This is a genomic window from Mycobacterium sp. M26 (genome assembly GCF_001494595.1).
GTDB lineage: Bacteria > Actinomycetota > Actinomycetes > Mycobacteriales > Mycobacteriaceae > Mycobacterium.
In genome coordinates this window covers 3,385,824-3,410,854 of the sequence record NZ_LN929908.1, presented here as the reverse complement: position 1 = coordinate 3,410,854, position 25,031 = coordinate 3,385,824, and the positions used below count along the sequence as shown (strand labels likewise).

At 67.9% G+C, this 25,031-nt stretch carries 22 protein-coding genes; 11 read left to right on the top strand and 11 right to left on the bottom strand.

What is annotated here, in order from left to right:
• A complete protein-coding gene (locus BN3385_RS25625) occupies window positions 1–612 on the bottom strand; it encodes a TetR/AcrR family transcriptional regulator (RefSeq protein WP_059021163.1) in 612 nt (203 codons plus the stop codon).
• A gap of 94 nt (window positions 613–706) precedes the next feature.
• Here BN3385_RS25625 and BN3385_RS25620 point away from each other — a divergent pair, with 94 nt between their 5' ends.
• The 3 genes from BN3385_RS25620 (at window position 707) to BN3385_RS25605 (ending at window position 5,438) form a co-directional block, all read left to right on the top strand.
• The gene (locus BN3385_RS25620) at window positions 707–2,233 is read left to right on the top strand and encodes a flavin-containing monooxygenase (protein ID WP_059021161.1); all 1,527 of its coding nucleotides are present in this window, start codon (window positions 707–709) and stop codon (window positions 2,231–2,233) included.
• On the top strand, window positions 2,230–3,078 hold the full coding sequence (locus BN3385_RS25615; protein ID WP_059021158.1) for an alpha/beta fold hydrolase: 849 nt from the start codon (window positions 2,230–2,232) through the stop codon (window positions 3,076–3,078). The genes BN3385_RS25620 and BN3385_RS25615 overlap by 4 nt, the downstream gene beginning before the upstream one ends.
• Window positions 3,079–3,194: 116 nt before the next feature.
• Window positions 3,195–5,438 carry a family 1 glycosylhydrolase gene (locus BN3385_RS25605; RefSeq protein ID WP_197415273.1) on the top strand — a complete coding sequence of 748 codons (2,244 nt, stop codon included), beginning with the start codon at window positions 3,195–3,197 and terminating at the stop codon, window positions 5,436–5,438.
• Between the two features lie 89 nt (window positions 5,439–5,527).
• On the opposite strand, the gene BN3385_RS25600 is transcribed toward BN3385_RS25605, so the two are convergent.
• From BN3385_RS25600 to BN3385_RS25590, 3 genes are read right to left on the bottom strand one after another with little or no spacing between them, the layout of a single operon-like run.
• On the bottom strand, window positions 5,528–6,529 hold the full coding sequence (locus BN3385_RS25600; RefSeq protein WP_059021152.1) for a VOC family protein: 1,002 nt from the start codon (window positions 6,527–6,529) through the stop codon (window positions 5,528–5,530).
• A complete protein-coding gene (locus BN3385_RS25595; RefSeq protein WP_059021150.1) occupies window positions 6,526–7,392 on the bottom strand; it encodes an alpha/beta fold hydrolase in 867 nt (288 codons plus the stop codon). The genes BN3385_RS25600 and BN3385_RS25595 overlap by 4 nt, the downstream gene beginning before the upstream one ends.
• A complete protein-coding gene (locus tag BN3385_RS25590; protein WP_059021148.1) occupies window positions 7,389–8,978 on the bottom strand; it encodes a bifunctional 3-(3-hydroxy-phenyl)propionate/3-hydroxycinnamic acid hydroxylase in 1,590 nt (529 codons plus the stop codon). Before BN3385_RS25590 ends, BN3385_RS25595 begins: the two co-directional genes overlap by 4 nt.
• Before the next feature lie 107 nt (window positions 8,979–9,085).
• Here BN3385_RS25590 and BN3385_RS25585 point away from each other — a divergent pair, with 107 nt between their 5' ends.
• The 6 genes from BN3385_RS25585 (at window position 9,086) to BN3385_RS25560 (ending at window position 16,147) form a co-directional block, all read left to right on the top strand.
• Window positions 9,086–9,721: a TetR/AcrR family transcriptional regulator gene (locus BN3385_RS25585; RefSeq protein ID WP_059021146.1), complete on the top strand. Its 636-nt coding sequence runs from the start codon at window positions 9,086–9,088 to the stop codon at window positions 9,719–9,721.
• Entirely contained in the window at window positions 9,718–10,506 is a 789-nt protein-coding gene (locus tag BN3385_RS25580) for a 2-keto-4-pentenoate hydratase (protein ID WP_059021144.1), read from the top strand. The genes BN3385_RS25585 and BN3385_RS25580 overlap by 4 nt, the downstream gene beginning before the upstream one ends.
• A gap of 8 nt (window positions 10,507–10,514) precedes the next feature.
• Entirely contained in the window at window positions 10,515–11,471 is a 957-nt protein-coding gene (locus BN3385_RS25575; protein WP_197415272.1) for an acetaldehyde dehydrogenase (acetylating), read from the top strand.
• Window positions 11,468–12,487, top strand: a complete 1,020-nt coding sequence (gene dmpG / locus BN3385_RS25570) for a 4-hydroxy-2-oxovalerate aldolase (protein ID WP_059021142.1) — start codon at window positions 11,468–11,470, stop codon at window positions 12,485–12,487. The genes BN3385_RS25575 and dmpG overlap by 4 nt, the downstream gene beginning before the upstream one ends.
• An 82-nt stretch (window positions 12,488–12,569) precedes the next feature.
• Window positions 12,570–15,284 (top strand): pyruvate, phosphate dikinase, encoded by a 2,715-nt coding sequence (gene ppdK / locus BN3385_RS25565; protein WP_059021141.1) that lies wholly within the window; start codon window positions 12,570–12,572, stop codon window positions 15,282–15,284.
• Between the two features lie 8 nt (window positions 15,285–15,292).
• Entirely contained in the window at window positions 15,293–16,147 is an 855-nt protein-coding gene (locus BN3385_RS25560; protein WP_082690640.1) for a 1-acyl-sn-glycerol-3-phosphate acyltransferase, read from the top strand.
• A gap of 6 nt (window positions 16,148–16,153) precedes the next feature.
• On the opposite strand, the gene BN3385_RS25555 is transcribed toward BN3385_RS25560, so the two are convergent.
• From BN3385_RS25555 to BN3385_RS25545, 3 genes are read right to left on the bottom strand one after another with little or no spacing between them, the layout of a single operon-like run.
• Window positions 16,154–16,822, bottom strand: a complete 669-nt coding sequence (locus tag BN3385_RS25555) for a M15 family metallopeptidase (protein ID WP_059021139.1) — start codon at window positions 16,820–16,822, stop codon at window positions 16,154–16,156.
• Between the two features lie 20 nt (window positions 16,823–16,842).
• Window positions 16,843–17,751, bottom strand: a complete 909-nt coding sequence (locus BN3385_RS25550; RefSeq protein WP_059021137.1) for a CPBP family intramembrane glutamic endopeptidase — start codon at window positions 17,749–17,751, stop codon at window positions 16,843–16,845.
• Between the two features lie 20 nt (window positions 17,752–17,771).
• Complete coding sequence (locus BN3385_RS25545; RefSeq protein ID WP_059021135.1) at window positions 17,772–18,470, bottom strand: PAS and ANTAR domain-containing protein; 699 nt, start codon at window positions 18,468–18,470, stop codon at window positions 17,772–17,774.
• 318 nt (window positions 18,471–18,788) lie between these two features.
• Here BN3385_RS25545 and BN3385_RS25540 point away from each other — a divergent pair, with 318 nt between their 5' ends.
• Entirely contained in the window at window positions 18,789–19,256 is a 468-nt protein-coding gene (locus BN3385_RS25540; protein WP_059021133.1) for a hypothetical protein, read from the top strand.
• A 12-nt stretch (window positions 19,257–19,268) separates the two neighbouring features.
• Here the strand turns inward: BN3385_RS25540 and BN3385_RS25535 are convergent, their stop codons facing one another.
• Together BN3385_RS25535 and BN3385_RS25530 are read right to left on the bottom strand one after the other, a co-directional pair.
• Window positions 19,269–20,936: a SulP family inorganic anion transporter gene (locus tag BN3385_RS25535; RefSeq protein WP_059021131.1), complete on the bottom strand. Its 1,668-nt coding sequence runs from the start codon at window positions 20,934–20,936 to the stop codon at window positions 19,269–19,271.
• Between the two features lie 53 nt (window positions 20,937–20,989).
• Entirely contained in the window at window positions 20,990–21,628 is a 639-nt protein-coding gene (locus BN3385_RS25530) for an SOUL family heme-binding protein (protein ID WP_059021129.1), read from the bottom strand.
• Between the two features lie 132 nt (window positions 21,629–21,760).
• On the opposite strand from BN3385_RS25530, the gene BN3385_RS25525 reads away from it, so the two are divergent.
• The gene (locus BN3385_RS25525; protein WP_059021127.1) at window positions 21,761–22,600 is read left to right on the top strand and encodes an SDR family oxidoreductase; all 840 of its coding nucleotides are present in this window, start codon (window positions 21,761–21,763) and stop codon (window positions 22,598–22,600) included.
• On the opposite strand, the gene BN3385_RS25520 is transcribed toward BN3385_RS25525, so the two are convergent.
• Together BN3385_RS25520 and BN3385_RS25515 are read right to left on the bottom strand one after the other, a co-directional pair.
• Window positions 22,597–23,739 (bottom strand): acyl-CoA dehydrogenase family protein, encoded by a 1,143-nt coding sequence (locus BN3385_RS25520; protein WP_059021125.1) that lies wholly within the window; start codon window positions 23,737–23,739, stop codon window positions 22,597–22,599. The genes BN3385_RS25525 and BN3385_RS25520 overlap by 4 nt on opposite strands.
• A complete protein-coding gene (locus BN3385_RS25515) occupies window positions 23,740–24,972 on the bottom strand; it encodes an acyl-CoA dehydrogenase family protein (RefSeq protein WP_059021124.1) in 1,233 nt (410 codons plus the stop codon). It lies immediately after the preceding gene.
• Between the last annotated feature and the right edge of the window lie 59 nt (window positions 24,973–25,031).

The window sequence follows — 25,031 nt, the reverse complement described above, 5'->3', positions numbered from 1 at the left end:
TCAGGAGCCGGCGAGCGCGTGGCCGAACGCGACCAGTGCGGTGCGGCCGATGTCGAGAATGTGCTCGTCGAAATCGCTGTTGTCGCGGTAGGACAACTCCAGTACGCGGTCGGCCATCTCGACGGCCACCAGCATGTTGCGCCGGTCGGTGGTGGCGGGGATCAGCCCCCGGTCGACCAGGATGTCGTGCAGTCGGTTGGCCAGCGTCTGCATCCGCAGGTGGACGTGCTTGGTGACGGTGGGGGAGGTCCGCCCACCCATCCAGAGGCTCGCTGAGCTGGGATGCTGCCGGTAGTACGCGACGTGCAGGTCGATCTCGTTGTTGAACAACTCGGCGAACGAGGTGATCTCCCAGGTCTGCTCGGCGGCCACACACAGGGCGTCGATCTCGGCGCAGTGCCGTTCCATCAGCTCGTCGAGGATCGCGTCGCGGTCGGCGAAGAAGCGGTAGAGCGAGGGATAGGACACCCCGGCGCGGTCGGCGATGGTGCGGGTGGTGACGGCGTCGATGCCGTCTTCGTCGGCGATCGTCGTCGCCGCATCGAGGATGCGCTCCACGGTCTGCCGGCTGCGGGCCTGCACCGGCGCCCGCCGCGGAACCACTGTGGTCATGTGCATCCTCTTCTTCTCGACCTCTTGACAGCTGCCGGGAAAACTATAACATTATTCGCGTTACAGTTTCTACCCTCGATGCGGAGTGTTCCCGATGACCGTCACCTCGTTCAACCAGGCCCGCCCCAAGCAGCCACTGACCGGCCACGTCAACGTGCTGATCGTCGGCGCCGGCATCTCCGGGATCGGCCTCGGCCATCACCTGGTGACCAAGCAGCCGGGCAAGACCTTCGCGATCGTGGACGGCCGCGAGGCCATCGGCGGGACATGGGACCTGTTCCGCTACCCGGGCATCCGCTCGGACTCCGATCTGCACACCTTCGGCTACGAGTTCAAGCCGTGGACCTCGGAGAACGCCATCGCCGACGCCCACGAGATCCTCGACTACCTCCACGAGGTCATCGAAGAGGACGACCTGGCCCGCCGGATCTACCTGCAGCACAAGGTGATCGGTGCCAACTTCGACTCGCAGACCGCCCAGTGGACGGTCACCCTGGAGCGCGGCGGCGAGCAGGCCGTCGTCACCTGTGACTGGCTGTTCTCGGCCGCGGGCTACTACGACTACGCCGGCGGGTATCGCCCCGAGTTCGCCGGTGAGGACGAGTTCCAGGGTGTGATCGTGCACCCGCAGCAGTGGCCCGAGGACCTCGACTACCGCGGCAAGAAGGTGGTGGTCATCGGATCCGGTGCCACCGCCGTCACCCTGATCCCGGCCATGGCCGACGACGCCGCCCACATCACCATGCTGCAGCGCTCGCCGTCCTACGTGATGCCGCTGCCGCGCAAGGATCCGATCGCGAACTCGCTGCGCAAGGCGCTGCCCGAGAAGCTGGCCTATCGGATCACCCGCAAGCTCAACGTCGGTCGCCAGCGGCTCATCTACAGCGCCAGCCAGCGCTACCCCAAGCAGGTACGCCGGATCATCCGCGCCCTCAACGTCAAGGCCCTTCCGGAGGGCTACGAGGTCGATACCCACTTCAACCCGGCCTACAACCCGTGGGATCAGCGCATGTGCGCGGTGCCGGATTCGGATCTGTTCAAGGCGATCTCCGCGGGCAAGGCCTCGGTGGTGACCGACCGGATCGCCCGTTTCACCAAGACCGGCATCCTGCTGGAATCCGGTAAGGAGATCGAGGCCGACATCATCGTCACCGCGACGGGCCTGAAGCTGCTGGCCTTCGGCGGCATGACGCTGACCGTCGACGGGAACGATGTGGACCTGCACGAGAGCCTGGCCTACAAGAGCTTCATGCTGTCGGGTCTGCCGAACTTCTCCTTCGCGATCGGCTACACCAACTCCTCGTGGACGCTCAAGGTGGATCTGGTGTGCGAGCACCTGTGCCGGCTGCTCGCCTACATGGATCAGCACGGCTACACCAGCGTGGTCCCGGTGCTCGACGACCCGAGCATCGAGCGGCGCCCGCTGCTGGACTTCTCGGCCGGTTACGTCCTGCGCGCACTCGACACCTTCCCGCAGCAGGGCACCACGGGCCCGTGGACCGTGGCGATGGACTACAAGTCCGACCACGAGCGGCTGCGCAAGGGGCCGGTGGCCGACGCCGCGCTGCGGTTCAGCACCGTCACCCCGGTGGCCGCCAAGCCGGACTTCGCCACGGCATGAGCAGGCCCGCCTTCATCGACGTCGATGGGCGACGCACCCGGGTCCGGGTCGACGGCGACCCGGATCGCTCGCCGGTGCTGCTCGTCCACGGCATCGGCCGCAGCCTGGAGGACTGGGCGCCGCAGCATGAGCGTCTGGCTCGCAACCATCGGGTGATCTCGCTCGACGTGCCCGGGTTCGGGTTCTCCGACCGGCCCCGCGAGGCCATCACCCTGGCGGTGCTGGCGCGCGGCGTCGGGCGCACCCTCGACGAGCTCGGCGAAACCCGGCCGGTGCACATTGTCGGCAACTCCCTCGGTGGCGCCATCGCCCAGCAGATGCTGGCTGACCAGCCGGACCGGGTGGCCAGCATGGCCTTGATCAACAGCGCCGGATTCGGCACCGAGGTCACCCCGCTGCTGCGGATGCTGACCGTTCCTGTGCTCGGGGAGCTGACCATCCGCAAGCCCTCCCGGCTGAACGCGGTGCTGCTGGAACGGCTGATCCACGCCGACAAGGCGGTGGCCACCAAGGAACGCATCGACCACGCCTATGCCGTCGCCCGGCAGCCCCATGCCGGCGCCGTGCTGCGCGAAACCACGCTGTCGCTGGGGACGCCGCGCGGTGTGAAACCCGAGTGGCGGCGCGACCTGGCTGCGGCGGTCGCGGCGAACCCTCGGCCCACCCTGATCATGTGGGGCAGCAAGGACCGCGTACTGCCGGCCCACCACATCCGCGAGGCGCAACGGGTCTACCCGCACGCCGAGGTGCACCTGCTGTCGGGGGTCGGCCACATGCCGCAGATCGAATGCCCGACGCGGTTCGCCGACCGCCTGCTGCCGTTCCTGTCCCGCGCGGGTGCTTGACGTGCCCTGACGGGCGCAACCATCATGTCCGTTAATTGACACCGCGACGGGGCGGGAGTTCGGACATGAGAACAGCGCATCGGCGGCCGACGCGTGCGGCGGCCAGCATCGGGCGCGTGGGTGCGCTCGCCGTGGCCCTGGGGATCGGGGCGGCGGTGGCGACCGGGCTGGCCGCACCGGCCAGCGCCGACAGCGGGTCCTCGGATGCGGGCAGTGCCCGGTCGGCCGGCTCGACGCACGGGCAGTCGGCGCGATCGTCGTCCCGGACGGCACCAGCGTCACCAAATGCCAAGCGCACCAAGGTTTCTGCATCTGTGAGCGCGCAGCGCACCGTCACCTCGGCTGCGCCACTGACGACCGGGAGGGCGGTGCGCACCGGCGCGCCGATAGCACCGGCCAGCAGCACGACCGTCCTGAGCCTATTGGAGGGTGCGCGGCGCGAACTCGAGCGCACCTTCCTCAACAAGTACCCGACTACCAATCCGACGATCACCTCGCAGACCGTCGACGGGGTGGTGACCGGCACCATCGGCGGTGCCGACGCCGACGGCGATCGGTTGGTGTACAGCGTGATCAGCGCGCCCACCCTCGGTCGGGTCACCATCGACCAGAACACCGGCGCCTTCACGTACACCCCGGTGGTCGACTTCGGGTCCTACGGCGGTGACGACGCCTTCACCGTCGCCGTCAGCGACGACACCAGTTTCCACATCCACGGCCTGGCCGGCCTGCAGGCGGTCCCGACCGACCTGATCCGCAGCATTCCGCTCCTGGGATCACTGCTCTCGGACTATCTGCCGAGGGCGACGACCACGGCCACCGTCAAGCTGACCTTCGACGGGACGGGCGCCACCACCGCACTGGCTTTCCCGGACGGGTTCCACTGGGGTGTCTCGACCGCGGGCTTCCAGTCCGAGATGGGCGCCGGCGCGTCGTTGGACGTCAACTCCGACTGGTGGCAGTGGACCCATGACGTCGCCAACAAGCTGCTGCTCGGCTGGAAGGGTGCGGTGCCCGAGGACGGCCCGGGCGCGTGGAGTCAATACCAGACCGATATCGACCTGGCCCGCAACGGAGTTGGTGCCGACACCTTCCGGATGGGTATCGAGTGGAGCCGGATCTTCCCGAATTCGACTGCCTCGGTGGACATCTCCAACGGGTTCACGCAGGAGGTACTGGCCCAGCTCGACGCGCTGGCCGATCAGGACGCGGTCAGCCACTACCAGGACGTGTTGACGGCGATGAACGCCGCGGGCCTGGCACCGATGGTCACCATCAACCACTTCACGCTGCCGTTGTGGGTGAACAACCCGGCGCAGGCCCGGATCCAGGAAATCCTGGGCCAGACCCCGCAGTCGGGTGCCGGCTGGGTGTCGTCGTCGACGGTCACCGAGTTCGAGAAGTACGCCGCCTACCTCGCCTACAAATTCGGCCCCGAGGTCAAGACGTGGGTGGTGCTCAACGAGCCGGTGAACTCGATGCTCACCTCCTACTATGCGATCCCGCTGGCCACCAACTTCCCGCCGGCGCTGAGTCGGCCGGACCTGGTGGCGCTCGGCCTGCTCAACCAGGCCAAGGCGTACTCCGCGTCCTATGACCTGATCCACCAACTGGATTCGGACGCCGAGGTGGGCTTCGCGCTCAACATGTACTCCTGGCGCGGGGGTGACCCGGCCAATCCGGTCGATCAGCAAGCCGCGGCCGACTTCAGCGACTTCTACAACCGCTGGTTCCCCGACGCGGTGATCCGCGGCGAGGTCGACGCCAACTTCGACGGTGTCATCACCCCGGACGAGATCCATCCCGAACTGGCCGGCAAGGCCGACTACTTCGGGGTGAACTATTACAGCCAGGGCATCGTGGCCGCCTACCGCGGCGCGTTCAGCGACGCCGCGCTGCCGATCATCAAGGGTTACCCGGAGTTCTCCCCGCTACTCAATGTGGTGGCAGGCGGGTGCCCGGCCACCGAGTGCAGCGACACTGCGCAGATCATCAACCCCGCCGGATTGCGCGACGTCCTCGATATCGCCAACTCCTACGGAGTCCCGTTGTGGGTCACCGAGAACGGCCTGGCCGACGCCGCCGACACCAAGCGCGCCTCCTACACGGTGCGGCATCTGGCGGTGATCAGCAAGGCGATCTCCGAGGGGATGGACATCAAGGGCTACACCGCATGGTCGCTGACCGACAACCTGGAATGGGTGCTCGGCTACGACCCGAAGTACGGGCTGTACTCCTATGACCCGGTGACGCTGGAGCGCACGCCGCGACCGAGCGTCAGCCTGATCCACGACCTGTTCACCGGCAACGCCATCCCGGCCGACGTGTTCCGGACCTACGTGCACGATCCTCGGGTGTAGCGCCTCTGCCGTCGTCGCCGAAGCTGTTGGTATCGATCAAAGTTGCGAGTGGATGTGTCGATAGCTACAGGATCGGTGTTGCAAGGGCCTTAGCTGTCGGCGATCCCTGCGCCGGCGAGGGCGGGAACGACGTCCTCCCGGTGCAACACCGATTGCGCGCCCGTTTTGAACCGGCCGAGCAGATCGACGATGGTCTGGCCTTCCGGGGTATGGCCCCAGATGCTGATGCCCTGGTGGGTCGTTGGCTCCCAGGTGGATTCGTCGACCACGATCGGATTCCAGCCGAGCTCCCACTCGAAGCCCGACGGCGTCATCGCGTAGAACGACAACTCCTTGTCGTTGGTGTGCTGGCCGATCGACAACGCCATGTCGAAGCCGAGTTCCTTGACCCGCTGATAGGCCAGCGTCAGGTCGTCGAGCTCGGCGACCTGGACGTTGCAGTGCTGGATCCGGGTCCGAATCGGGTTGACGGGCAACCGGTTGACCGCCGCGATCGCGACGGTGTGGTGGCGTTCGTTGACCCGCAGGAAGCGGATCTTGAACTTCAGTCCATTGATCGTCTCATCGATGTAGTCCGACAACCGGGCATCGAACACCGTGCTGTAGTAACCGCGCATCTGGCGCGGCTTCTTGGTGGCGATGGCCACATGGCCCATCCCGTCGGCACCCGTGACGAATCCGCCGGCGGCAGCTAGGCTCAGCGGTTGCGCTGAGGCGTGGGCGCGCACGTACATCTCCTGGGCCAGGCCATTGGGGCCGGGGAAACGCAGGAACCGCTCGACGCCACGCAGCGCCGCCTCCTCGACGGAGCCCTCGATGGCCGGGACACCACGATCGCGGATCCGCTTCTCGATGGCGTCAAAGGTGGCGTGGTCGTCGAGTTCCCACCCCAGGGCGGTGGTGTCCTCGGCCGGGCCGCGCTGCAGGAGGAACCGGCACTCGTTGTCGTCGAGGCGGAAGCGTAGGACATCGGGCAGCGTGTCATCGACATGCATGCCGATCGCGTCGCGGCCGAACCGCCGCCAGTCGTCGAACTTGTTCGTCTCGATGACGAGGTAGCCGAGGTGGACCTTGCCGAAGACGTCGGTCATGACAGCGCCAATCGTGAGTCGGGGGAGAGGAATTCGGTGACGAGCTGGTTGAACAGGTCGGCGCGCTCCCACTGCATCCAGTGTCCGGTGTGCGAGGTCATGACGAGTTCGGCGTTGGGCATGAGGTTCAGCAGCAGCGTGCCGCCGGAGGGCCGGTTCACCTTGTCGTCCCGCCCCCACAACACCAGCGTCGGATTGGACAGCGTGCGCAGTCGCCGGTCGCGGGTGAGGTCCATCCGCCACAGCGTGCGTAGCCCCGAGGGCCGTTGCAGCGGCGGGTTGGCCACCACCACCGGATCCAGTGAGGCCTGGTAGCGCAGGTCGATCAGCTCGTCGGGGACGGCGGCGCCGTCGTACACCAGATAGGTCCGGATGAACGAAGCCAGTTTGTCGCGGCTCGGGCCGTCACCGCCGTAGTAGGCCAGTAGGGCTTTCAGCCCATCGGTAGGCAGACCGCGGGTGGTGCCGATACCGCCCGGTCCCATCAGCACGAGCTTGTCGGCGCGATGCGGAGTATCCAGGGCCAGCCGCAGTGCGGCCGCCCCGCCGTAGGAGTTGCCGACGAGATGTGCCTTCTGCAAGCCTAATTCGTCAAGCAGACCACGGATGGTGTCAGCAAGGTAGCCGAACGGATCGCTGTGATCGACGAACTTGTGCGAGCGGCCGTACCCGGGCATATCGGGGACGATGACCCGGTGGGACTGGGCCAGCACATCGATGTTGCGCCCGTAGTTGGACACCCCGGACGCGCCGGGGCCGCCGCCGTGCAGCAGGACGATGGCCGGGCCGGAGCCCTTTTCGGCGACGAAGATCGGCCGGCCGCCGACGGTGACGGCGTGTTCGGTCAGTTCTGCGGTGGTCATGCGTGATCCTTCACTCGGTGGGCCGCGGCGGTGAAGCCGGCGGGTGGCGGGGGCAGCGGCTGATCGGATGTGCCGCCGGCGTAGACGAATCCGTCGGGACGCAGCGCGACGACCGACGTCTTCTTGCTCTGCAGCCAGTGGGTCAGCGCGCCGTCACAGTCGACGATCCGATCAGGGCCGGGAGCACTGCCCGGCGCAGCGATGTGGATGACGGGTACGCCGGCCGAACGCCACTGCGGCGCAGCCACATCCGGTCCGGTGTGCAGCACCGTCCAGGTACCGCCGACGACGTTGTCGAACCGCACCCGATCGCGGCTGTCGTCGATCACCCACGGCTGCGGGATCAGCCAGCCGACCGCCGGGTTGCCGTTGCGCGCCAGCAGTCCCGCGCTGTAGTGCGCCGGCGGAAGCCAGCGGTGGTTGCGCAGCCAGGTGCTGAACCCCGGCAGCTTGTTCGCGGTGCGGAAGACATGCCGACGCACGGTGGCGCGCAGCGGATGGCGATCGACGATGACCTTGCCGACCTTGACGGCCCGGTTGGTGACTTCTTTGACGTGGGGAAGGCGCTCGGCCTGGTAGCTGTCCAGGATGGATTCGGGAAGTGCGCCCGACAGGACGGCCTGCAGCTTCCAGCACAGGTTGGCGACGTCGCGCACCCCGGCGCACATGCCCTGGCCGATCCACGGCGGCATCGCGTGAGCGGCATCGCCGGCCAGGAACACCCGTCCGACCCGCCACCGGTCGGCGAACCGGACATGGTGGCTGTAGCAGGCGAACCCGATGATCCGCACGTCGTCCTGGGTGATCCCCTGGCCGCCCAGCACCTTCCAGATGGCCTCCTCGGTCAGCAGAGCCGCCTCGTCTTCTTCGTCGCGCATCGGGAACTCCCAGCGGTGATGTCCCAGCGGGGTGGGACAGTCGACCGCCGGGCGGGCCGGGTTGCAGTGGAACCGCAGCTTGTCGTGCCCGGGCCATTCGCGAATCACCTTGGTGTCGATGACGATCCAGCGCTCGGAGAAGGTGCGGCCACTGAAGCCGATGCCGAGTTGTCCGCGAATCGCGCTGGACCCGCCGTCGGCGGCGATCACAAAGCGGGCCCGGATACGGACGAACTCGTCCTTGGTCAGGTCGGCGAGCATCAACTCGACGTTCTCGGGATGCTGGATGAGTCGTAGGCATTCGTGCTCGAGCAGGATCGAGACATTCCCGAAGCGGTCGACACCGTCGCGCAGGACCTTGTCCACCGCGGGTTGGTAGATGAACTGCTGTGGTGGGTGGCCGTTGCCCCGGTCGGCGGGCAGCAGCTTGATGATGGGGACGCCGTCGGGGTCGACGAAGTTCGCGCCGGCCCCGGGCTGCATGTCGGCGTTGAGCCGGTCGGCCAGGCCCACCTGCTGCCAGATCCGCAGCACCTCCTCGTCGGTGGAGATCGCACGAGCGCGGAAGTAGATGTCGGGGTCGCGCTCGATGACCGCGACCCGCAGGCCCATCTGGCCGAGCAGATTGGCGGCGGTGGCGCCGACCGGTCCGTATCCGACGATCGCGACGTCGTAGACAGCGGTCTCGAGGTCATCCGGTGAGCTCATGACTATCTCTCATTCGTCGTCCGTGTCCGCGTTGACCGGGGACTTGTTCTGTAGTGATCGCTACGGTAGTGTAGCGATCACTACGGAGTCAAGAGGTAGGTGTCGAATTGGTCAGCAATGAGCAGCCAAAGCGTCGTCAGCGCCGCGCGGACGGTGAACAGTCCCGCAACCGCATCCTGGATGCAGCGACCGAGATCGCCGCCGAGCGTGGCTACGAGGGCACCAGCATTGGCGCGGTGAGTGGCAAGTGCGGGCTTCCGGCGAGCTCCATCTACTGGCATTTCAAGGACAAGGACGATCTGATCGCCGCCGTCATCGAGCGAAGTTTCGGCAACTGGTTGCAGGTCTGGCAGTTGCCCGACGATCTGGTGGCCCGCGAACGGCTGATGGAGGTCGCCGCCGGCACGGCCAAGGCGGTGGCGGACTCGCCGGACTTCCTGCGTCTGGGTCTCATGCTGGCGTTGGAGCGCCGGCCCGTCGAGCCCCGTGCCCGGGCGATGTACATCCAGGTCCGGGATCAGGCCTTCGCCGCCCTCATCCAGAGTCTGAATGGCCTTGCCCCGGGGCTCACCGAAGAGCAGGCGCGCCAGCTGGCCACCTACGCGATCGCCGGAGCCGACGGGTTGTTCATCGCCAAGGAGATCGGCGGGGACAGTGTGGACCTGGGCGCACTCTTTGCCGTTCACGGCCGTGCTCTCTACGACACCGCGCTGCGGATGATCGAGGAGAACGAGACCCGATGACGTTACGCGACACGACCATCGATGAGGCCGCCGAATCATTGTTCGCCGCCGACACCGACTGCCGGCCCATCAGCCCGCTCACCGAGCGGTATCCGGCGATGGAACTCGCCGATGCCTACGCCGTCCAGCAGGTCAACCTGACCCGACGGCTCGGCAGCGGCCGCATCCTCGTCGGTCACAAGATCGGGTTGACCTCGGCACCGATGCAGACCCTGCTGGGTGTCGACGAGCCGGATTTCGGCTACATCCTCGACGACATGGTCGTCGCCAACGGCGCGAGCATCGCGCGCAGCCGCTTCTGCGCACCCCGCGTCGAGCCCGAGGTAGCCTTCCGGCTGCGTGAACCGCTGCGCGGCCCTGGCGTCACCGCCGCCGACGTGCGTGCGGCCACCGAGTCGGTGGCCGTCGCCTTGGAGATCGTCGACAGCCGGATCGCGGACTGGAAGCTGACGCTGCGCGACACCGTCGCCGACAACGCCAGCTCGGGCGCGGTGGTCCTCGGCGAGTGGGTGCCGTTCACCTCGGATGTCGACCTCATCGACGCCCGAGCATCGTTGCAGCTCAACGGAACCGAGGTGGACTCCGGGCTGGGATCGGCGGTGCTCGGCGACCCCGCTGCGGCGGTGGCCTGGCTGGCCAATGCGCTGGCGCCGTTCGGCACCGACATCCTTCCCGGGCAGTTCATCATGTCCGGCTCGTTCACCACCGCGGCGTTCGTCCACTCCGGTGATCGCGCGTCGGCCACCATCAGCGGCCTGGGCACCGTGTCGCTGACCTTCACCTGAGGAACACCATGACCGCACAACCGAACTGGCCGGTGGCGATCATCGGCTCGGGCAACATCGGTACCGATCTGATGATCAAGATCCTGCGCGGCGGCGGGCCACTGACCATGGCGGCCATGGTCGGCATCGACCCGCATTCCGACGGTCTGGCCCGCGCACGGCGGATGGGTGTACCGGTGACCGCCGACGGTATCGACGGGTTGCTGGCGATGCCCGAGTTCGCCGACATCAAGGTGGTCTTCGATGCCACCTCGGCGGCCGGGCACCGGGCGAACTGGGCGAAGCTGCAGCACACCGGGGTTCGGGTGCTCGACCTCACCCCGGCCGCCGTCGGACCACACTGCGTGCCGGTGGTGAACCTCGAGGACCACCTCGACGCGGCGAACCTCAACATGGTCACCTGCGGGGGACAGGCCACCGTTCCGATCGTCGCCGCGGTTGGTCAGGCCGGGTTCGTCTCGTACGCCGAGATCGTCTCCTCGATCTCCTCGAAGTCGGCCGGCCCCGGCACCCGGGCCAGTATCGACGAATTCACCGAAACCACCTCTGCGGCTTTGGAAGCCGTCGGCGGTGCGCAGCGCGCCCGCGCGGTGATGGTGCTCAACCCGGCCGATCCGCCGGTGCTGATGCGCAACACGGTGCACTGCCTGGTGGACGGGGACGTCGACCATGAGGCGATCGAACGTTCGGTGTACGCCATGGTCGACAGGGTGGCCGCCTATGTACCGGGCTACCGGCTCAAGCAGGCGGTCCAGTTCGAGCGGTTCACCGCCGATGAGCCGCTGTACATCCCGGAAACCGGCAAGTTCACCGGCAGCCGGGTCACCGTCCTGCTCGAGGTGGCCGGTGCCGCCGACTATCTGCCCGCCTACGCGGGCAACCTCGACATCATGACCTCGGCGGCCAAGGCCACCGCCGAACGCATCGCGATCCACACCACGCGAACTGCTGGGGCCACAGCATGACTCACCACCTCTACATCAGCGACGTCACGCTGCGCGACGGAATGCACGCGGTCCGCCACCAGTACAGCATCGAGCAGATGGTGGCCATCGCCAGCGCACTCGACGCGGCCGGGGTGGACTCCATCGAGGTGGCCCACGGCGACGGCCTGGCCGGATCGACCTGCACCTACGGCTTCGGCGCCCACACCGACCTGGAGTGGATCGACGCCGTCGCCGGCGCGGTACAGCACGCCAAGGTCGCCACCCTGCTCCTGCCGGGCATCGGCACGGTACGCAACCTCACAGAAGCGAATCGGGCCGGGGCGACCGTGGTGCGGGTGGCCACCCACTGCACCGAAGCCGATATCGCCGCCGAACACCTCGGCGCGGCGCGAGAACTCGGGATGGATGCCGTCGGATTCCTGATGATGAGCCACCTGACGAGTCCCACCGCGTTGGCCACTCAGGCCGCCCTCATGGAGAGCTACGGCGCCACTTGTGTCTACGTCGTCGACTCCGGCGGTGCGATGGTGATGCGCGACATCGCGGAACGCGTCGACGCACTTCGCCAAACCCTGCTCCCGACAACCGAAATCGGCATTCACGCCCACCACAACCTCTCACTGGGCGTCGCCAACTCGATCGCGGCCGTCGAACACGGCGCCAACCGCGTCGATGCCTCCCTGGCCGGGATGGGAGCCGGAGCGGGCAACGCCCCGCTGGAGGTGTTCATCGCGGCCGCCGACCGGATGGGCTACCGGCATGGCTGCGACCTGCACGCGCTGCAGGACGCCGCCGACGATCTGGTGCGTCCGCTGCAGGATCGGCCGGTGCGCGTCGACCGCGAGACACTGACGTTGGGCTACGCCGGGGTGTACTCCAGCTTCCTGCGGCACGCCGAGGCTGCCGCCGCCCGCTATGACATCGACGCCCGCAGCCTGCTCGAGGAAGCAGGCCGGCGCGGAATGGTGGGCGGCCAGGAAGACATGCTCATCGACATCGCCCTCGACCTGACCGGCGGCACATCGGTCCGCTGAGCCGGGACTATTCGCCGAACCGCCCGAACCGGGCGACTTCGCGGCCTACCGTTTGATACGCCGGCAGCGAGGAGGGAACCCGATGACCAAGTACGTGTACGACTTCACCGAGGGCGACAAGGATCAGAAGGACCTGCTCGGCGGAAAAGGCGCGAACCTGGCCGAGATGACCAAGCTGGGGTTGCCGGTGCCGCCCGGGTTCACCATCACCACCGAGGCCTGCCGCGAATACCTGGCGCACGGCAGCGCACCCGGAGAGCTTCGCGTGCAGGTCACCATGGCGCTGCGCCAGCTGGAGGACAACATCGGCCGCCGGCTGGGTGACCGGCACGATCCGTTGCTGGTGAGTGTCCGCTCAGGCGCGGCGTTTTCGATGCCCGGCATGATGGAGACGGTGCTCAACATCGGACTCAACGATGCCAGCGTCAAGGGCCTGGCCGAGGAGTCCGGCGACGACCGCTTCGCCTGGGACTCCTACCGGCGGCTGATCCAGATGTTCGGCAAGACGGTGCTGGAGATCCCCGGCGAGGTGTTCTCCGACGCCCTGGATAAGGCCAAGTCGGCCAAGGGAGTCGCCAGCGACGTCGACCTCGACGTCGACGACCTGCAGGCGCTGGTCACCGTCTTCAAGGACGCGGTGCGCCAGCACTCCGGCCAGGACTTCCCGCAGCATCCGCGCGAACAACTCGATATGGCCATCGACGCCGTCTTCGACTCCTGGAACACCGACCGGGCCCGGCTCTACCGCCGCCGCGAGCGCATCCCGCAGCATCTGGGTACCGCGGTCAACATCTGCACCATGGTGTTCGGCAACCTCGGTTCCTCCAGTGGCACGGGTGTGGCGTTCACCCGGGACCCGGCGACCGGGCGCAGCGGGGCCTACGGCGACTACCTGGCCAATGCACAGGGCGAGGACGTGGTCGCCGGTATCCGCAACACCCTGTCGCTCGATGACCTCAAAGAGCTGGATCCCAAGTCACACAAGCAGTTGCTGAAGGTGATGCGGCGGCTGGAAACCCACTACCGGGACCTGTGCGATATCGAGTTCACCATCGAACGCGGCACGTTGTGGATGCTGCAGACCCGAGTGGGAAAGCGCACTGCCGCAGCGGCTTTCCGCATCGCCGCGACACTGGTCGACGAGAACCTGATCACGATGGACGAGGCGTTGTCGCGGGTGTCCGGCTCCCAGCTCGCGCTGTTGATGTTCCCGCAGTTCGATCGCTCGGCCCCGCGTGACCTGCTGACCAAGGGGATGGCCGCCTCGCCGGGTGCGGCGGTGGGCCGGGCGGTGTTCGACTCGGCCACCGCCAAGGCGTGGGCCGACCGTGGCGAGCAGGTGGTGCTGGTCCGTCGGGAAACCAATCCCGATGACCTCGAAGGCATGATCGCCGCTGACGGCATCCTGACCGCGCGCGGCGGCAAGACCTCGCACGCGGCGGTGGTGGCGCGCGGCATGGGCAAGACCTGCGTGTGCGGCGCGGAGGAACTCGACGTCGACAACGCCAGCCGCACCGCGCGGATCGGGTCGATCGTGATCAGCGAGGGTGACCAGATCAGCATCGACGGCTCGACCGGCGAGATCTTCCTCGGCGCGATGCCCGTGGTCCCGTCCCCGGTCGAGACCTATCTCGAAGCCGGTGTCGAAGCAGCCCTGCACGGGGCCGACGACGAAACCGCCGCCCTGGTCAAGGCCGTCGACCGGCTGCTGACCCACGCCGATGCCCGTCGCCGCCTGGCGGTGCGCGCCAACGCCGATACGGCCGCCGACGCCGCGCGCGCGAGATCGCTTGGCGCCCAGGGCATCGGGCTGTGCCGCACCGAGCACATGTTCCTCGGCGACCGCCGGGTGCTCATCGAACGGGTGATCCTGGCCGGCACCGCCGAGGAGCGCGACGACGCGCTGGCCGCCCTGCTGACGTTGCAGCGGGAGGACTTCACCGAACTGCTCGACGCGATGGACGGGTTGCCGGTGACGATCCGGCTGCTCGATCCGCCGCTGCACGAATTCCTGCCGGACCGAACCGAATTGGCGGTCAAGGTGGCGCTGGCCGAAGCACGCGGCGAGACCGGCCCGGAGGTGGAGGCCGACCGCAAACTGCAGGCCGCCGTGGAGCGGCTGCATGAGTCGAACCCGATGCTGGGCCTGCGTGGCGTGCGGCTGGGCCTGCTGACGCCGGGTCTGTTCGCGTTGCAGGTTCGGGCGCTGAGCGAGGCGGCCTGTCATCAGATCCTGGCCGGCAAGGACCCGAAGTTCGAGATCATGGTCCCGCTGGTCGGCTCGGTGATGGAGTTGCATCTGGTGCGTGACGAAACCGAGCGGATCCTCGCCGACGTCGCCGCCGACAACGGTGTGGCGCTCAACGTCCCGATCGGCACCATGATCGAGTTGCCGCGGGCTGCGCTGACCGCGCACCGGATCGCCGATGCCGCTGACTTCTTCTCCTTCGGCACCAATGACCTGACCCAGACCACCTGGGGCTTCTCCCGTGACGATGTCGAGTCGACGGTGTTCGCCGCCTACCTCGAAAAGGGCGTCTTCACCATCTCGCCGTTCGAGACGATCGACGCCGACGGCGTGGGCCGGCTGGTGGAGATCGCCGCCGACGAGGGCCGGAAGACCAAGCCGCACATCAAACTCGGCGTCTGCGGTGAGCATGGCGGCGACCCCGAATCGATCCACTTCTTCCACCGCACCGGCCTGGATTACGTGTCCTGCTCACCGTTCCGGCTACCGGTGGCCCGCCTGGAAGCCGGTCGCGCGGCGATCACCGCGCGATCGGTATCGTCGGCTTGAGTCGCGGCATGGCAGACGGGGCGCAGCACGACGCCGACGTGGACCGGCTCGCCGACGCCCTCCTCGACGCGGTTGAAGAGGGCGTCGAGAAGGAGTCCGGCGTGCTGGACTCCGCCCTGCAGACAGTCCGCCGGATGGCGATCGACTTCGTCCGCCGTTACAACCGGCTCGAGATCGAGCTGGAGACAACAGCTCTGCGTGAACCTGTCTTGTTCGTGGCCAACCACGGCTTCGGTGGGATCGTGGACCTCAACGTGCTGGCGGTGGGGGCGGTGCTCGAGGAGCTGGCGGTGGACCGGCCAGTCACCTTCCTGACCCACCAGCTGGCCTGGACGCTGGGGGTCGGGCCGATCGTCGAGCATCTCGGTGCCCGGCCCGCCAGCCGGGAGAGCGCCCACGCCGCGTTCGCGGCAGGCCAGCACGTGGTGGTCTTCCCCGGCGGTGACCTGGATGCGGCCAAGTCGTGGAGCGAGCGCAACCAGATCGTGTTCGGCGGTCGCAGAGGATTCGCCCGCCTGGCGATGGAGGAGAAGGTCCCCATCGTGCCGATCGTGACCGCCGGAGCGGGGGAGTCGCTGCTGGTGCTCACCAGTGGTGAGCGGCTGGCCCGGGCGCTTCGGCTGGACAAGCTGCTGCGGGTCAAGGCGCTGCCGGCCAGCATCTCGCTGCCGTGGGGCTTCAACATCGGTGCCGTCGGCATGGTGCCCTACCTGCCGCTGCCCACCAAACTGCAGACCCGAGTGTTGGCGGCCACCACCGCCGCGCCGGGCGAGGATGCCGACGCTTTCGGTGAGCGGGTCCATGCGGCGATGCAGGATGCGCTCACGGAGATGACCAGCCATCGCCACCCGCTGCTGGGGTGAGCGACGTCAGTCGACGGGCACGTCGAGAATCGGCCGCTGCACGCCGGCGCCGGGGCCGTCGAAATGCCACCATTCACCCGAGTACGGCGCCAGCCCGCCGGCGGCCATGGCCGCGCGTAGCCGCGCCCGGTTGGCCTGGGCCTGGGCGCTGACCCCGTCGGTCGCATACGCGGTGGCGCGCGGGGAGAAGTCGTCGAAACCGGTGCCCATGTCCACCAGGCGACCCTGTTCGGCCAGTGTCACGTCCACCGAGCGGCCCGCCTCGTGGCTGCGCGCATACGGCCCGGGTTTGGCCACCCAGGCCGGGTTCGACACCACCTCGAACATCCTCACCTGCACGTCGTGCGGGCGATAGCAGTCCCAGAACACCAGCTGATCGCCCTGCGCCCGCAGCGTCTGCGCTGCCGTCGCCAGGCCCGGCGCCATCGACTCATGCACCAGGCACCGCGCATCGGCGGGATAGAGCTGCACACCGGTGAAGTTGTCCGCCGTGGCATAGCGCATATCGACGATCGCGTCAGGCACCACGGTGCGCACGTCGACGAAACCTGCCGCCGCGGCCTGCGGGCTCACCGGCGGCACACCAGCGTCCGGAGCGGCGGCTGCCGCCGGCGCCAGGACGATAGCGACGACCAGCGCGATCACGGCGGCGTTCCGGCGGGCGAAGCAGCGCATGCCTGCATTGTGCCCGTCGGTCAGTGCGCGTCGCCGATGTCGAGGCGCTCGGAGCCGTCGCGGTACCGCGGATAGCCCAGCTGTCGCCGGGTCACGATCACCAGAACGAGGGCCGTGACCAGGCACAGGATCAACACGCCGAACTGGCCGCTGAAGCTGGCGACGTCCGAGGAGATCACCCCCTTGTCGGCCAGCCGCAGCAGATAGGTGGCGGTGCCGTCGACCGATCCGTGCAACAGGATGGCCAACAGCAGACTGGCCCCGGTGTTGTTGAACAGCCAGGTGAACAGGAAGCTGATGCTGGTGGTGAAGACCACGAAAATGGCAACGCCCACAACACCATTGACGGCACCTCCGGCGAACCACGACGGGGCGTAAAGGAAGAAGTGCCAGCCGCTCCAGAGCAGTCCGAGGAGCAGCGTCGCGCGTACTGGACCGTACCGGTGTTGCAGGCGCGGCAGGGCGAAGCCGCGCCAGCCCGACTCCTCGAACAGCGGTCCGAAGACGAAGTGGGCGATGTACGAGGAGGGGTAGATCGCCAGCGCCGACGGCGTCAGCGCCCGGAGCGCTTCCGGGCTCACCAGCGCCGCGGTGACAAGCACCTGGCCGACGGGGATGAACAGGATCGCCACTGCGAACCACACCGGGGCGACCCGCCAGTTCGTCAGGCGCGCCAGCAGCCGACGAACCCCGGCGCGTCCCTGCGTCACCGCGGTCATGAAGAACGCCGTGCCGGTGACCCCGATGGCGACGGCGGGCAGCGCGTACCACGACGGGGTGTGGGTGGTCTCGGAGAACGCCGGCACCCCGCTGAACACCAGTGGCGCCCACAGCAGCCAGGTCACGCCGTAGGACAGGACGAAGAACCAGACGAGTGGGCGGGCACGCAGCGACCCCGCCACCCGCGCTGTGATGGTGCGCTCGGGCATCACCGGAGCATAGGCGGGGCTCAGTACGGTTGCGGCTCGGGCGAACTGCCGATGCGGCGGTCGGCGGTCAGCAGCAGGTTGTCGTAGGCCGAGCGAGGCGGAGCCTTCTCGCCCTGGGTGAGCCGGACGAAGTCGGCGACCACCTGTTCGGCGAGCAGGCGGAGCTTGACGTTGGCTTCCTGGGACCGCCAGCGCAGCAGGTCGAACGCGGCGTCGGCCTCGATGCCGTACACGACCATCAGCATGCCCTTGGCCTGCTCGATCGCCGCCCGGTTCTCGGCGATCTCGGCGATCGCCTGGGTCAGTCGCTTCTGCTGGTGATCTTCGGTGGGGCTGACGTCCACGTAGAAGCCGTGGGTGCCGATGACCTCGCCGTCGTCGTCGAGCAGTTTGTCGGCCACCACGATGACGTGGTGGATGCGGCCCGCGGTGTCGATGATCCGGTGCCGGGTGCTGAACGCCTGATGCTGGCGGCGGACCTCGTCGAGGGTGGCCGCGACGGCCTGGTAGTCGTCGGGGTGCTTGTGCGACAGCACCAACTCGGTGGTGGGGGAAACGGTGCCGGGCTCATAGCCGTGCAGGAGTTGGACCTCGGGTGACCATTCCCAGCGATCGTCATCGAAGTAGAACCGGAACCAGCCGACCCGCTGCGGGCCGCCGGGCTCGCCGCGACCGACGTCGGCGCCCCCGGTCACTGGATCGTCACCCGGAACCTGCATTGCCTTACCCCTGTCCGAACAGCATTCTGTTCGCCATTTCTAGTCGGAACGGCCGCATCAGCTGAGAAATTTCGGAACTTCAGGCGCGCCAGAACCCCCGGATTCCCAGGTTCTGCGGGCATCGAAGTCTTACACCCGGGGCAGGGGTGTTTCAAGCTGGCGCGTCGGCGACACCGAGTGTTCCCGAATTCGGTGAAACGCGGGTGACGAGAGTGACGGGTGTAACAAAATGGACGCAGCATCGGAATCACCGGTAGAGGGGCGCTGACCGGCCGATATCGACCGGTTTCCGCCGTCCGGAACGACCGCGGAGGAACCATGACGAACACTCTGGCGCGCCGCGCCTGCCTGGGCCTTGCCACACTCGGGGCCGGGCTGGCCCTTCTGGGTGCACCCACCGCGATGGCCGACCCCGCTGACCCGCCGGCCCCGGCGCCGACGCCGACGCCGGTGGTGCCGGTGGTGCCCGCCGATCCGGCCAGCCCGCCCGCGGTGGCCGCGTCCAGTCCGCTCACCGACGGCGTGCCGCATCTGCCGAGCCCCGACAACCTGCCGCCGGGCACCACCGACGCCCCGACGCAGACCCGCAACATGGGCTACCTGCGCGATATCTGGCATGCCATCCAGACCCAGGACGTCACCATGGGCGACGCGCTGTTGCTGCTGGCTCAGCGACCGATGAGTGCGAATGCCGGGCCCGGGCAGTCCGCGGCCCCGTCCGGTCCGGTCGGGTCCTCGGCCCCGGCGGCCGAGACCCCCGCGCCCACAGCCGCACCGGCCTCCTGACGGGCGGGCGACTCAGCGCTGCTCGGCGGCCTGCAGCGCGCTGTCGAGGTCGGGGTGGTAGCGCCCGTCGGCGCTCACCTGATGCCACCACCGGGTGCGCCCCACCGTGTGCAAGGCCCGCTCAGGCAGCCCGGTGAACATCAGCCGCACACCGGAGCCGGACATTTCGAGATCGAGGTCCACCAGGATGTGCAGCACCGTCGACTCCAAGACGGTCTGACGCACCAGATCCAGAACCACGACGCTCGGCGTGGTCTCGGCCTCCAGCGCGGCGGTGCGGATCGCGGCGATGTTGGGGCGCACGTTGGCCGCGTACAGCGGAACCAGGCAGCGCAGCACCAGTGGATCGGCCGCCGTCAGCGGCGCGTTCTCCGGCTCCTCCACCCATGCACCGGATTCCCGGCGCAGCACTTGCACCACATGCGGACTGTTGACCACATGCAGCACCATCAGCAGGGTCACCGCCACGGCTACCACCACCGCCACGATGAGCCCGAATGCCAGCCCCAGAGCGGCAACAGCAATGGCGCCCAGGCACTCTCGCGGGTTGATCCGGTACAGCCGACGCAGCGCCTCGATGTCGACCAGACGTGAAACCGCCACCACCACGACCGCGCCGAGCACCGCCTGGGGGAGTCGGTCGAGGATCGGGGCGACCACCAACGCCACCAGAATCGCCAGCGCCGCCATCACCAGGCCGCTGATCTGACTGCGCGCCCCGGAGCGCAGGTTCACCGCGGTCTGGGCGAAACCCCCGGCCGGCGGCAGTGAGTGGAAGAACGATCCGGCCACCGAAGCCACCCCCAGCGCCAGGAGTTCACGATCGGGTTCGATCGGCGCCTCACCGGCGCGCCGCGAGGTGCGGGCAACGGCGATGGACTCCAGGAACGCCATCACGGCGATCGCCAGCGCACCCGGAAGCAGGGGCACGATGTGGTGGTCGAGGTGCGGCAGTTCGGGTAGCGGCAGCCCGGAGGGCACTGGCGGGATCAGCGCCACCCCGTGAGCGGGGAGCGCCAGCAGACCGCTGGCCGCGATTCCGGCGGCGATGACCACCAGCGGTCCCGGAATCCGGGCGGCAAACCGTGCCAGCGCCACCAGAACCGCGATGCTGAGCGCGGAGATACCCACCGTCACCGGGCTGGCTTGGCGAACCTGAGACAGCGCTGCCCATGCCACCCGGACGAATCCGGTGGTGTTGGGATGCGGCGGTACGCCGAGCAACCGCGGCAGCTGCGCGGCGGCGACGGTGAGGCCGACCGCGATCTTGATGCCGACCAGCGTCATGTCGCTGATGTTGTCCACCAGCATGCCGAGCCGAAACACCCTGGCAATCAACAGGAATAGCCCGACCAGAAGCGTCAGCGTCACCAGGTCGCCGCGCTGGTCGGTGGAGCCGATCAGTATCCCGCCGGCTAGCATGGTCGACGCGGTCAGTGTGGACACCGTCGATGTGGTGCTGACGCTGACGGCCCGGGCGCCGCCGATGAAGGCGTACACGATCACCGGGAAGATGCACGTGTACAGGCCCATCTGCACCGGAACGTTGGCAACGGTGGCGTACGCCATCGCCAACGGGATCACGACCGCCCCGGTGCTGAGCCCGGCCACGATATCGGCCCGCAACCAACGGGCGTGATAGGGCCGGATGGCCGGGATCAGCCAGGGCGAATGGGGCACGCCCGGAATTGTGACATCGTCCGGGCTACGGTTCGCGGGAAGCCGAGATACGGCTAGGCCGCGGTGTCGGCCACCGTGACGAGAACCTCGTTGCGACGCAGGAACGGCACCGTCCACGGCGGATCGTAGAACCACGATCGCGGTTCGCCGATGGTGTCGATGTTGTTGCGGCGCAACGTGTCCAACAGCTGGCTGGTCTTGCCGGCGACGGCGTCGGGGCCGTAGGAGCCGTTGAAGCGCAGCACGGCGACGGTCTCCCCGGGCACCTCGACCAGGCGGACCCGCTCGTCCTTCGGAGTGGGCAGCGTGTCCATCGTGTACTTCGACGGCATGAAGAACTGGATCACCCAGTCGCCGGTCGAGCCGCGCTGAGTGGCCACCGGGGCGGTCATTGCAATCTTCTGGCTCTGCTGCTGGGCCACCGGGGCGGTCATCGCGATCTTGTCCTTGGCCGAGTTCGACCCGAAGATGAAGCGCGCCAGCCTGCGGAAGCCCTCGTTGCGGCTGGACTCTTCGTTGGCGGCGTCGACGGTGGTCTCGGCAGCGATACGCGTCCCGTAACGACGGATCTGCACGCCGTCGATCTCACGGACCACGGTGTAGTCGGGTTCCTCGGTGCCGTGCCGGATCCCGACGATGGTTCCGCCGGCCTCGGCGACCTGCGTCACCGCACTGGCAATCTTGCTGAGCATGGTCGCTCTCCTCTCTGACATCAGTCAAGCCAATGACGGCCGATCTGTCAGGCGCTCGCCGATGACGACTTTCTAACGCAGAGGCACACCCCCACAGTTCCGCTGAGCAGTTGCTTAGCTAAGCTCACCGACATGACTCGGGTGTCGGTAATCACAGGTGGGGCGGGCGGCATGGGCCTGGCCACGGCCAGAATCGTCGGTCGCGATCACGCCCTGGTGTTGTGCGACGTACGGGCCGACCGGCTGGAGCAGGCGGTCGCGACGCTGAGCGAGGCCGGCATCGAGGCGACGCCGTTCCACGGGGACGTGACCGACCGCGACGCCGTCACCCGGCTGTTCGAAACTGCCGCCGCCCTCGGGCCGATCGCCTCGGTGATCCACACCGCCGGGGTGAGCCCCAGCATGGGCGATGCCGACTACATCATGACCACCAACGCACTGGGCACGCTGCACGTCAACGAGGTCTTCTTCGCTGTCGCCGGCCAGGGCGCCGCCATCGTCAACGTCGCGTCAATGGCCTCGCACATGCTGCCCGACGAGATCGTGCCCACCCAGCATTTCGATGTCGCGTTCACCGATGACGCACGGTTCCTCGCCGAGATGCTGGCGGCCTGCGACCTCGCGGGGGAGGCGATGCGCTCCGGGCTGGCCTACAGCCTGAGCAAATGCTTCGTCCGGTGGTACAGCACCTCGCAGGCCGAACGGTTCAACGGCCGCGGACTGCGCATCGTCTCGGTGTCACCGGGGTCGGTGGACACCGAGATGGGTCTGCTCGAAGAGCAGGCCGGAGCCGGTGCGATGGTCGCCGACTTCGCCGTGCCCCGGTGGGGCCATGCCGAGGAAATGGCCGAGCTGTTCGCGTTCTGCGCCAGCGACCGCGCCGCCTACCTCACCGGAACCGACATCCTCAACGACGGCGGGGTGATCGCCTCGATGCGCGAGCGCGCCCGCAAGGCCGCCCAAAGCGCCTAGGAGCGGGTCAGTTTCGCGTACCGGCTGCGGTGGAAGTCGGTAGAGCCGAACTCGTACTGCACAGCTGTGAGCCGCTTGAAGTAGTGGCCGATCGCCAGCTCCTCGGTCATCCCCATACCGCCGTGCAGCTGCACGGCGTTCTGCCCGATGAAGCGGGCCGCACGCCCGACGGTGACCTTGGCCGCCGATACCGCCCTCGCCCGTACATGCGCTTCGGCAGAGAGGTTGAGCACGGCCAGATAAACCGCGGAGACGGCCTGCTCGAGTTCCATGTACATGTCCACCATGCGGTGCTGCAGAACCTGGAACGACCCGATCGGCTGGCCGAACTGCTGGCGCTGCTTGCAGTAGTCGACGGTGTCGGCGAGCACCTTGCGCATCGCGCCGACGGCTTCGGCACACACCGCGGCCGCACCCTCGTCACGGGCTTGGGCGAGCGAGGGCCAGACGTTGTCGTCGAGCAGGGCGTCCACCGGCAGCCGCAGCCCGTCGAACTCGAGGTCGGCGGCACGCCGGTCATCGATGGTGCGGAAGCCGTGCACCGTCAGCCCGCGCGGCGGGGCGGCCGGGTCGAACTCGATGAGGAATAGCGAAATACCTTCGGCCTCATCGGCATGTCCCGAGGTTCGGGCGGTGATCAGCAGGTGGGTGGCGATCGGGGCGCCGACGACGACAGCTTTGCTCCCGGTGAGCACCCAGTCGGCACCGTCGCGGACCGCGGTGGTGGACACGCTGTTCCAGCGGTCCCCGGAACCCGGTTCGGCAGCCGCCACCGCGACCACCGCCGTACCGTCCACAATGCGTTCCAGCAGGGCGGTGGACGCCGGTCCGTCGGCGCGTTGCAGCAGCCCGGCAGCCACCACCGCGGTATCGACGAAGGGTTCGATCACCAGCGCGCGGCCCAATTCCTCTGCGATGACCATGATTTCGGTCGCGCCGCCGCCGATCCCGCCGGCCGACTCAGGCAGGGTGGCGCCCAGGATGCCCAGTTCCTCGGCGAAGCCACGCCAGATCTCGGGTTGCCAGCCGAGGCCCACCTTGGCGGCGGTGCGGCTCTTCTCCAATTCGTAGCGGGTGGCCAGAAACTTGCCCAGGCCGTCGCGCAACAGCTCTTGCTCTTTGCTCAGGTTGAAGTCCATTTACAGTCCCAGGGTCGCTTTGGCCAGGATGTTGCGTTGAATCTCGTTGGAGCCGGCATAGATTGAGCCGGCCCGGTCGTTGAAGTAGCGCAGCGGCGCGACGGCCTGCCACGGCTCACCGCTGACATAGCGGTCGGCGGGTGGCTCGAAATCCTCCACCGGCCCGCCGGGCCGGGTGGCGTGCGGTTGGTAGACCCGCCCGCGCGGACCGGCTGCTTCCAGCGCCAGCTCGGTGATGGCCTGGGAGAGTTCGGTGGACAGTACCTTGAGCATCGAGGAGGCCGCGCCGGGGTTCTTGCCCTCGGCAACCGTTGCCAGCACCCGGTATTCGAGGATCTCGAGGACCTCGGTGCGGATCCTGATATCGGCGAGTTTCGCGGCGAAGGCCGGGTCGTCGATCAGGGCGCCGCCGACCGGGCCGGGCTGGTTTTCGGCTTCGGTGGCCACCGACTCGGCCATCACCTGCAGGGCGGGGGCGGTGGCGCCGCCGCCGCGTTCGAACTCCAGCAGATACTTGGCCACCGTCCAGCCGTCGTCGATCTGGCCGAGCACATTGGCCTTCGGCACCCGCACGGCGTCGAAGAAGATCTGGTTCTGCACCTTCTCGCCCGAAGTCATCACCAGGGGACGGATCTCGATGCCCGGGGTGGACATGTCGATGAGCACGAACGTGATGCCCTGCTGCTTCTTGGCCGACCGGGAGGTGCGGACCAGCGCGAAAATCCAGTTCGCCTCGGTCGCGTGCGTGGTCCAGATCTTGCTGCCGGTGCACACCAGATCGTCGCCGTCGTCGACCGCGGCCATCGTCAGCGCGGCGAGATCGGAGCCGGCTTCCGGCTCGGAGTAGCCCTGGCAGAAGAACACCTCGCCGGTGAGGATCCGCGGCAGGAAGAACGCCTTCTGCTCGTCGGTGCCGAACGCCACGATGGCGTGAGCCACCATCCGGATGCCCATCGGCGACAGCGACGGCGCACCGGCCAGGGTGGACTCCCGGCTGAAGATGTAGTGCTGGGTCAGCGTCCAGTCACAGCCGCCGTACTCGACCGGCCAAGCCGGGGCGGCCCAGCCCCGCTCGTGCAGGATCGCCTGCCATTCCATGCTCGCCTCGTGGTCGGCGTACACGCTGGTCATCAGCCGGCCGGCCTGGCGCAGATCGGGGGTGAGCTTCTCGTCGAGGAACGCGCGAACCTCGTCGCGAAACCTCAGATCCTCTGCTGACCAGGACAGATCCATCCACGACCCCTATCTGCGTACGGCTGTTATCAGAAGAAGGTAAACCGTGACCTATCTTT

Excerpts from the sequence above, each read along its gene's own strand:
- BN3385_RS25575 (WP_197415272.1), top strand. The coding sequence starts at position 10,515 with ATGACCGCACAACCGAACTGGCCGGTGGCGATCATCGGCTCGGGCAAC.
- BN3385_RS25625 (WP_059021163.1), bottom strand. The coding sequence starts at position 612 with ATGACCACAGTGGTTCCGCGGCGGGCGCCGGTGCAGGCCCGCAGCCGG.
- BN3385_RS25515 (WP_059021124.1), bottom strand. The coding sequence starts at position 24,972 with ATGGATCTGTCCTGGTCAGCAGAGGATCTGAGGTTTCGCGACGAGGTT.
- BN3385_RS25600 (WP_059021152.1), bottom strand. The coding sequence starts at position 6,529 with ATGACCGACGTCTTCGGCAAGGTCCACCTCGGCTACCTCGTCATCGAG.
- BN3385_RS25550 (WP_059021137.1), bottom strand. The coding sequence starts at position 17,751 with ATGCCCGAGCGCACCATCACAGCGCGGGTGGCGGGGTCGCTGCGTGCC.
- BN3385_RS25555 (WP_059021139.1), bottom strand. The coding sequence starts at position 16,822 with ATGCGCTGCTTCGCCCGCCGGAACGCCGCCGTGATCGCGCTGGTCGTC.
- BN3385_RS25560 (WP_082690640.1), top strand. The coding sequence starts at position 15,293 with ATGGCAGACGGGGCGCAGCACGACGCCGACGTGGACCGGCTCGCCGAC.
- BN3385_RS25590 (WP_059021148.1), bottom strand. The coding sequence starts at position 8,978 with ATGAGCTCACCGGATGACCTCGAGACCGCTGTCTACGACGTCGCGATC.
- BN3385_RS25540 (WP_059021133.1), top strand. The coding sequence starts at position 18,789 with ATGACGAACACTCTGGCGCGCCGCGCCTGCCTGGGCCTTGCCACACTC.
- ppdK (WP_059021141.1), top strand. The coding sequence starts at position 12,570 with ATGACCAAGTACGTGTACGACTTCACCGAGGGCGACAAGGATCAGAAG.
- BN3385_RS25520 (WP_059021125.1), bottom strand. The coding sequence starts at position 23,739 with ATGGACTTCAACCTGAGCAAAGAGCAAGAGCTGTTGCGCGACGGCCTG.
- BN3385_RS25545 (WP_059021135.1), bottom strand. The coding sequence starts at position 18,470 with ATGCAGGTTCCGGGTGACGATCCAGTGACCGGGGGCGCCGACGTCGGT.
- BN3385_RS25580 (WP_059021144.1), top strand. The coding sequence starts at position 9,718 with ATGACGTTACGCGACACGACCATCGATGAGGCCGCCGAATCATTGTTC.
- BN3385_RS25525 (WP_059021127.1), top strand. The coding sequence starts at position 21,761 with ATGACTCGGGTGTCGGTAATCACAGGTGGGGCGGGCGGCATGGGCCTG.
- BN3385_RS25530 (WP_059021129.1), bottom strand. The coding sequence starts at position 21,628 with ATGCTCAGCAAGATTGCCAGTGCGGTGACGCAGGTCGCCGAGGCCGGC.
- BN3385_RS25615 (WP_059021158.1), top strand. The coding sequence starts at position 2,230 with ATGAGCAGGCCCGCCTTCATCGACGTCGATGGGCGACGCACCCGGGTC.
- BN3385_RS25620 (WP_059021161.1), top strand. The coding sequence starts at position 707 with ATGACCGTCACCTCGTTCAACCAGGCCCGCCCCAAGCAGCCACTGACC.
- dmpG (WP_059021142.1), top strand. The coding sequence starts at position 11,468 with ATGACTCACCACCTCTACATCAGCGACGTCACGCTGCGCGACGGAATG.
- BN3385_RS25595 (WP_059021150.1), bottom strand. The coding sequence starts at position 7,392 with ATGACCACCGCAGAACTGACCGAACACGCCGTCACCGTCGGCGGCCGG.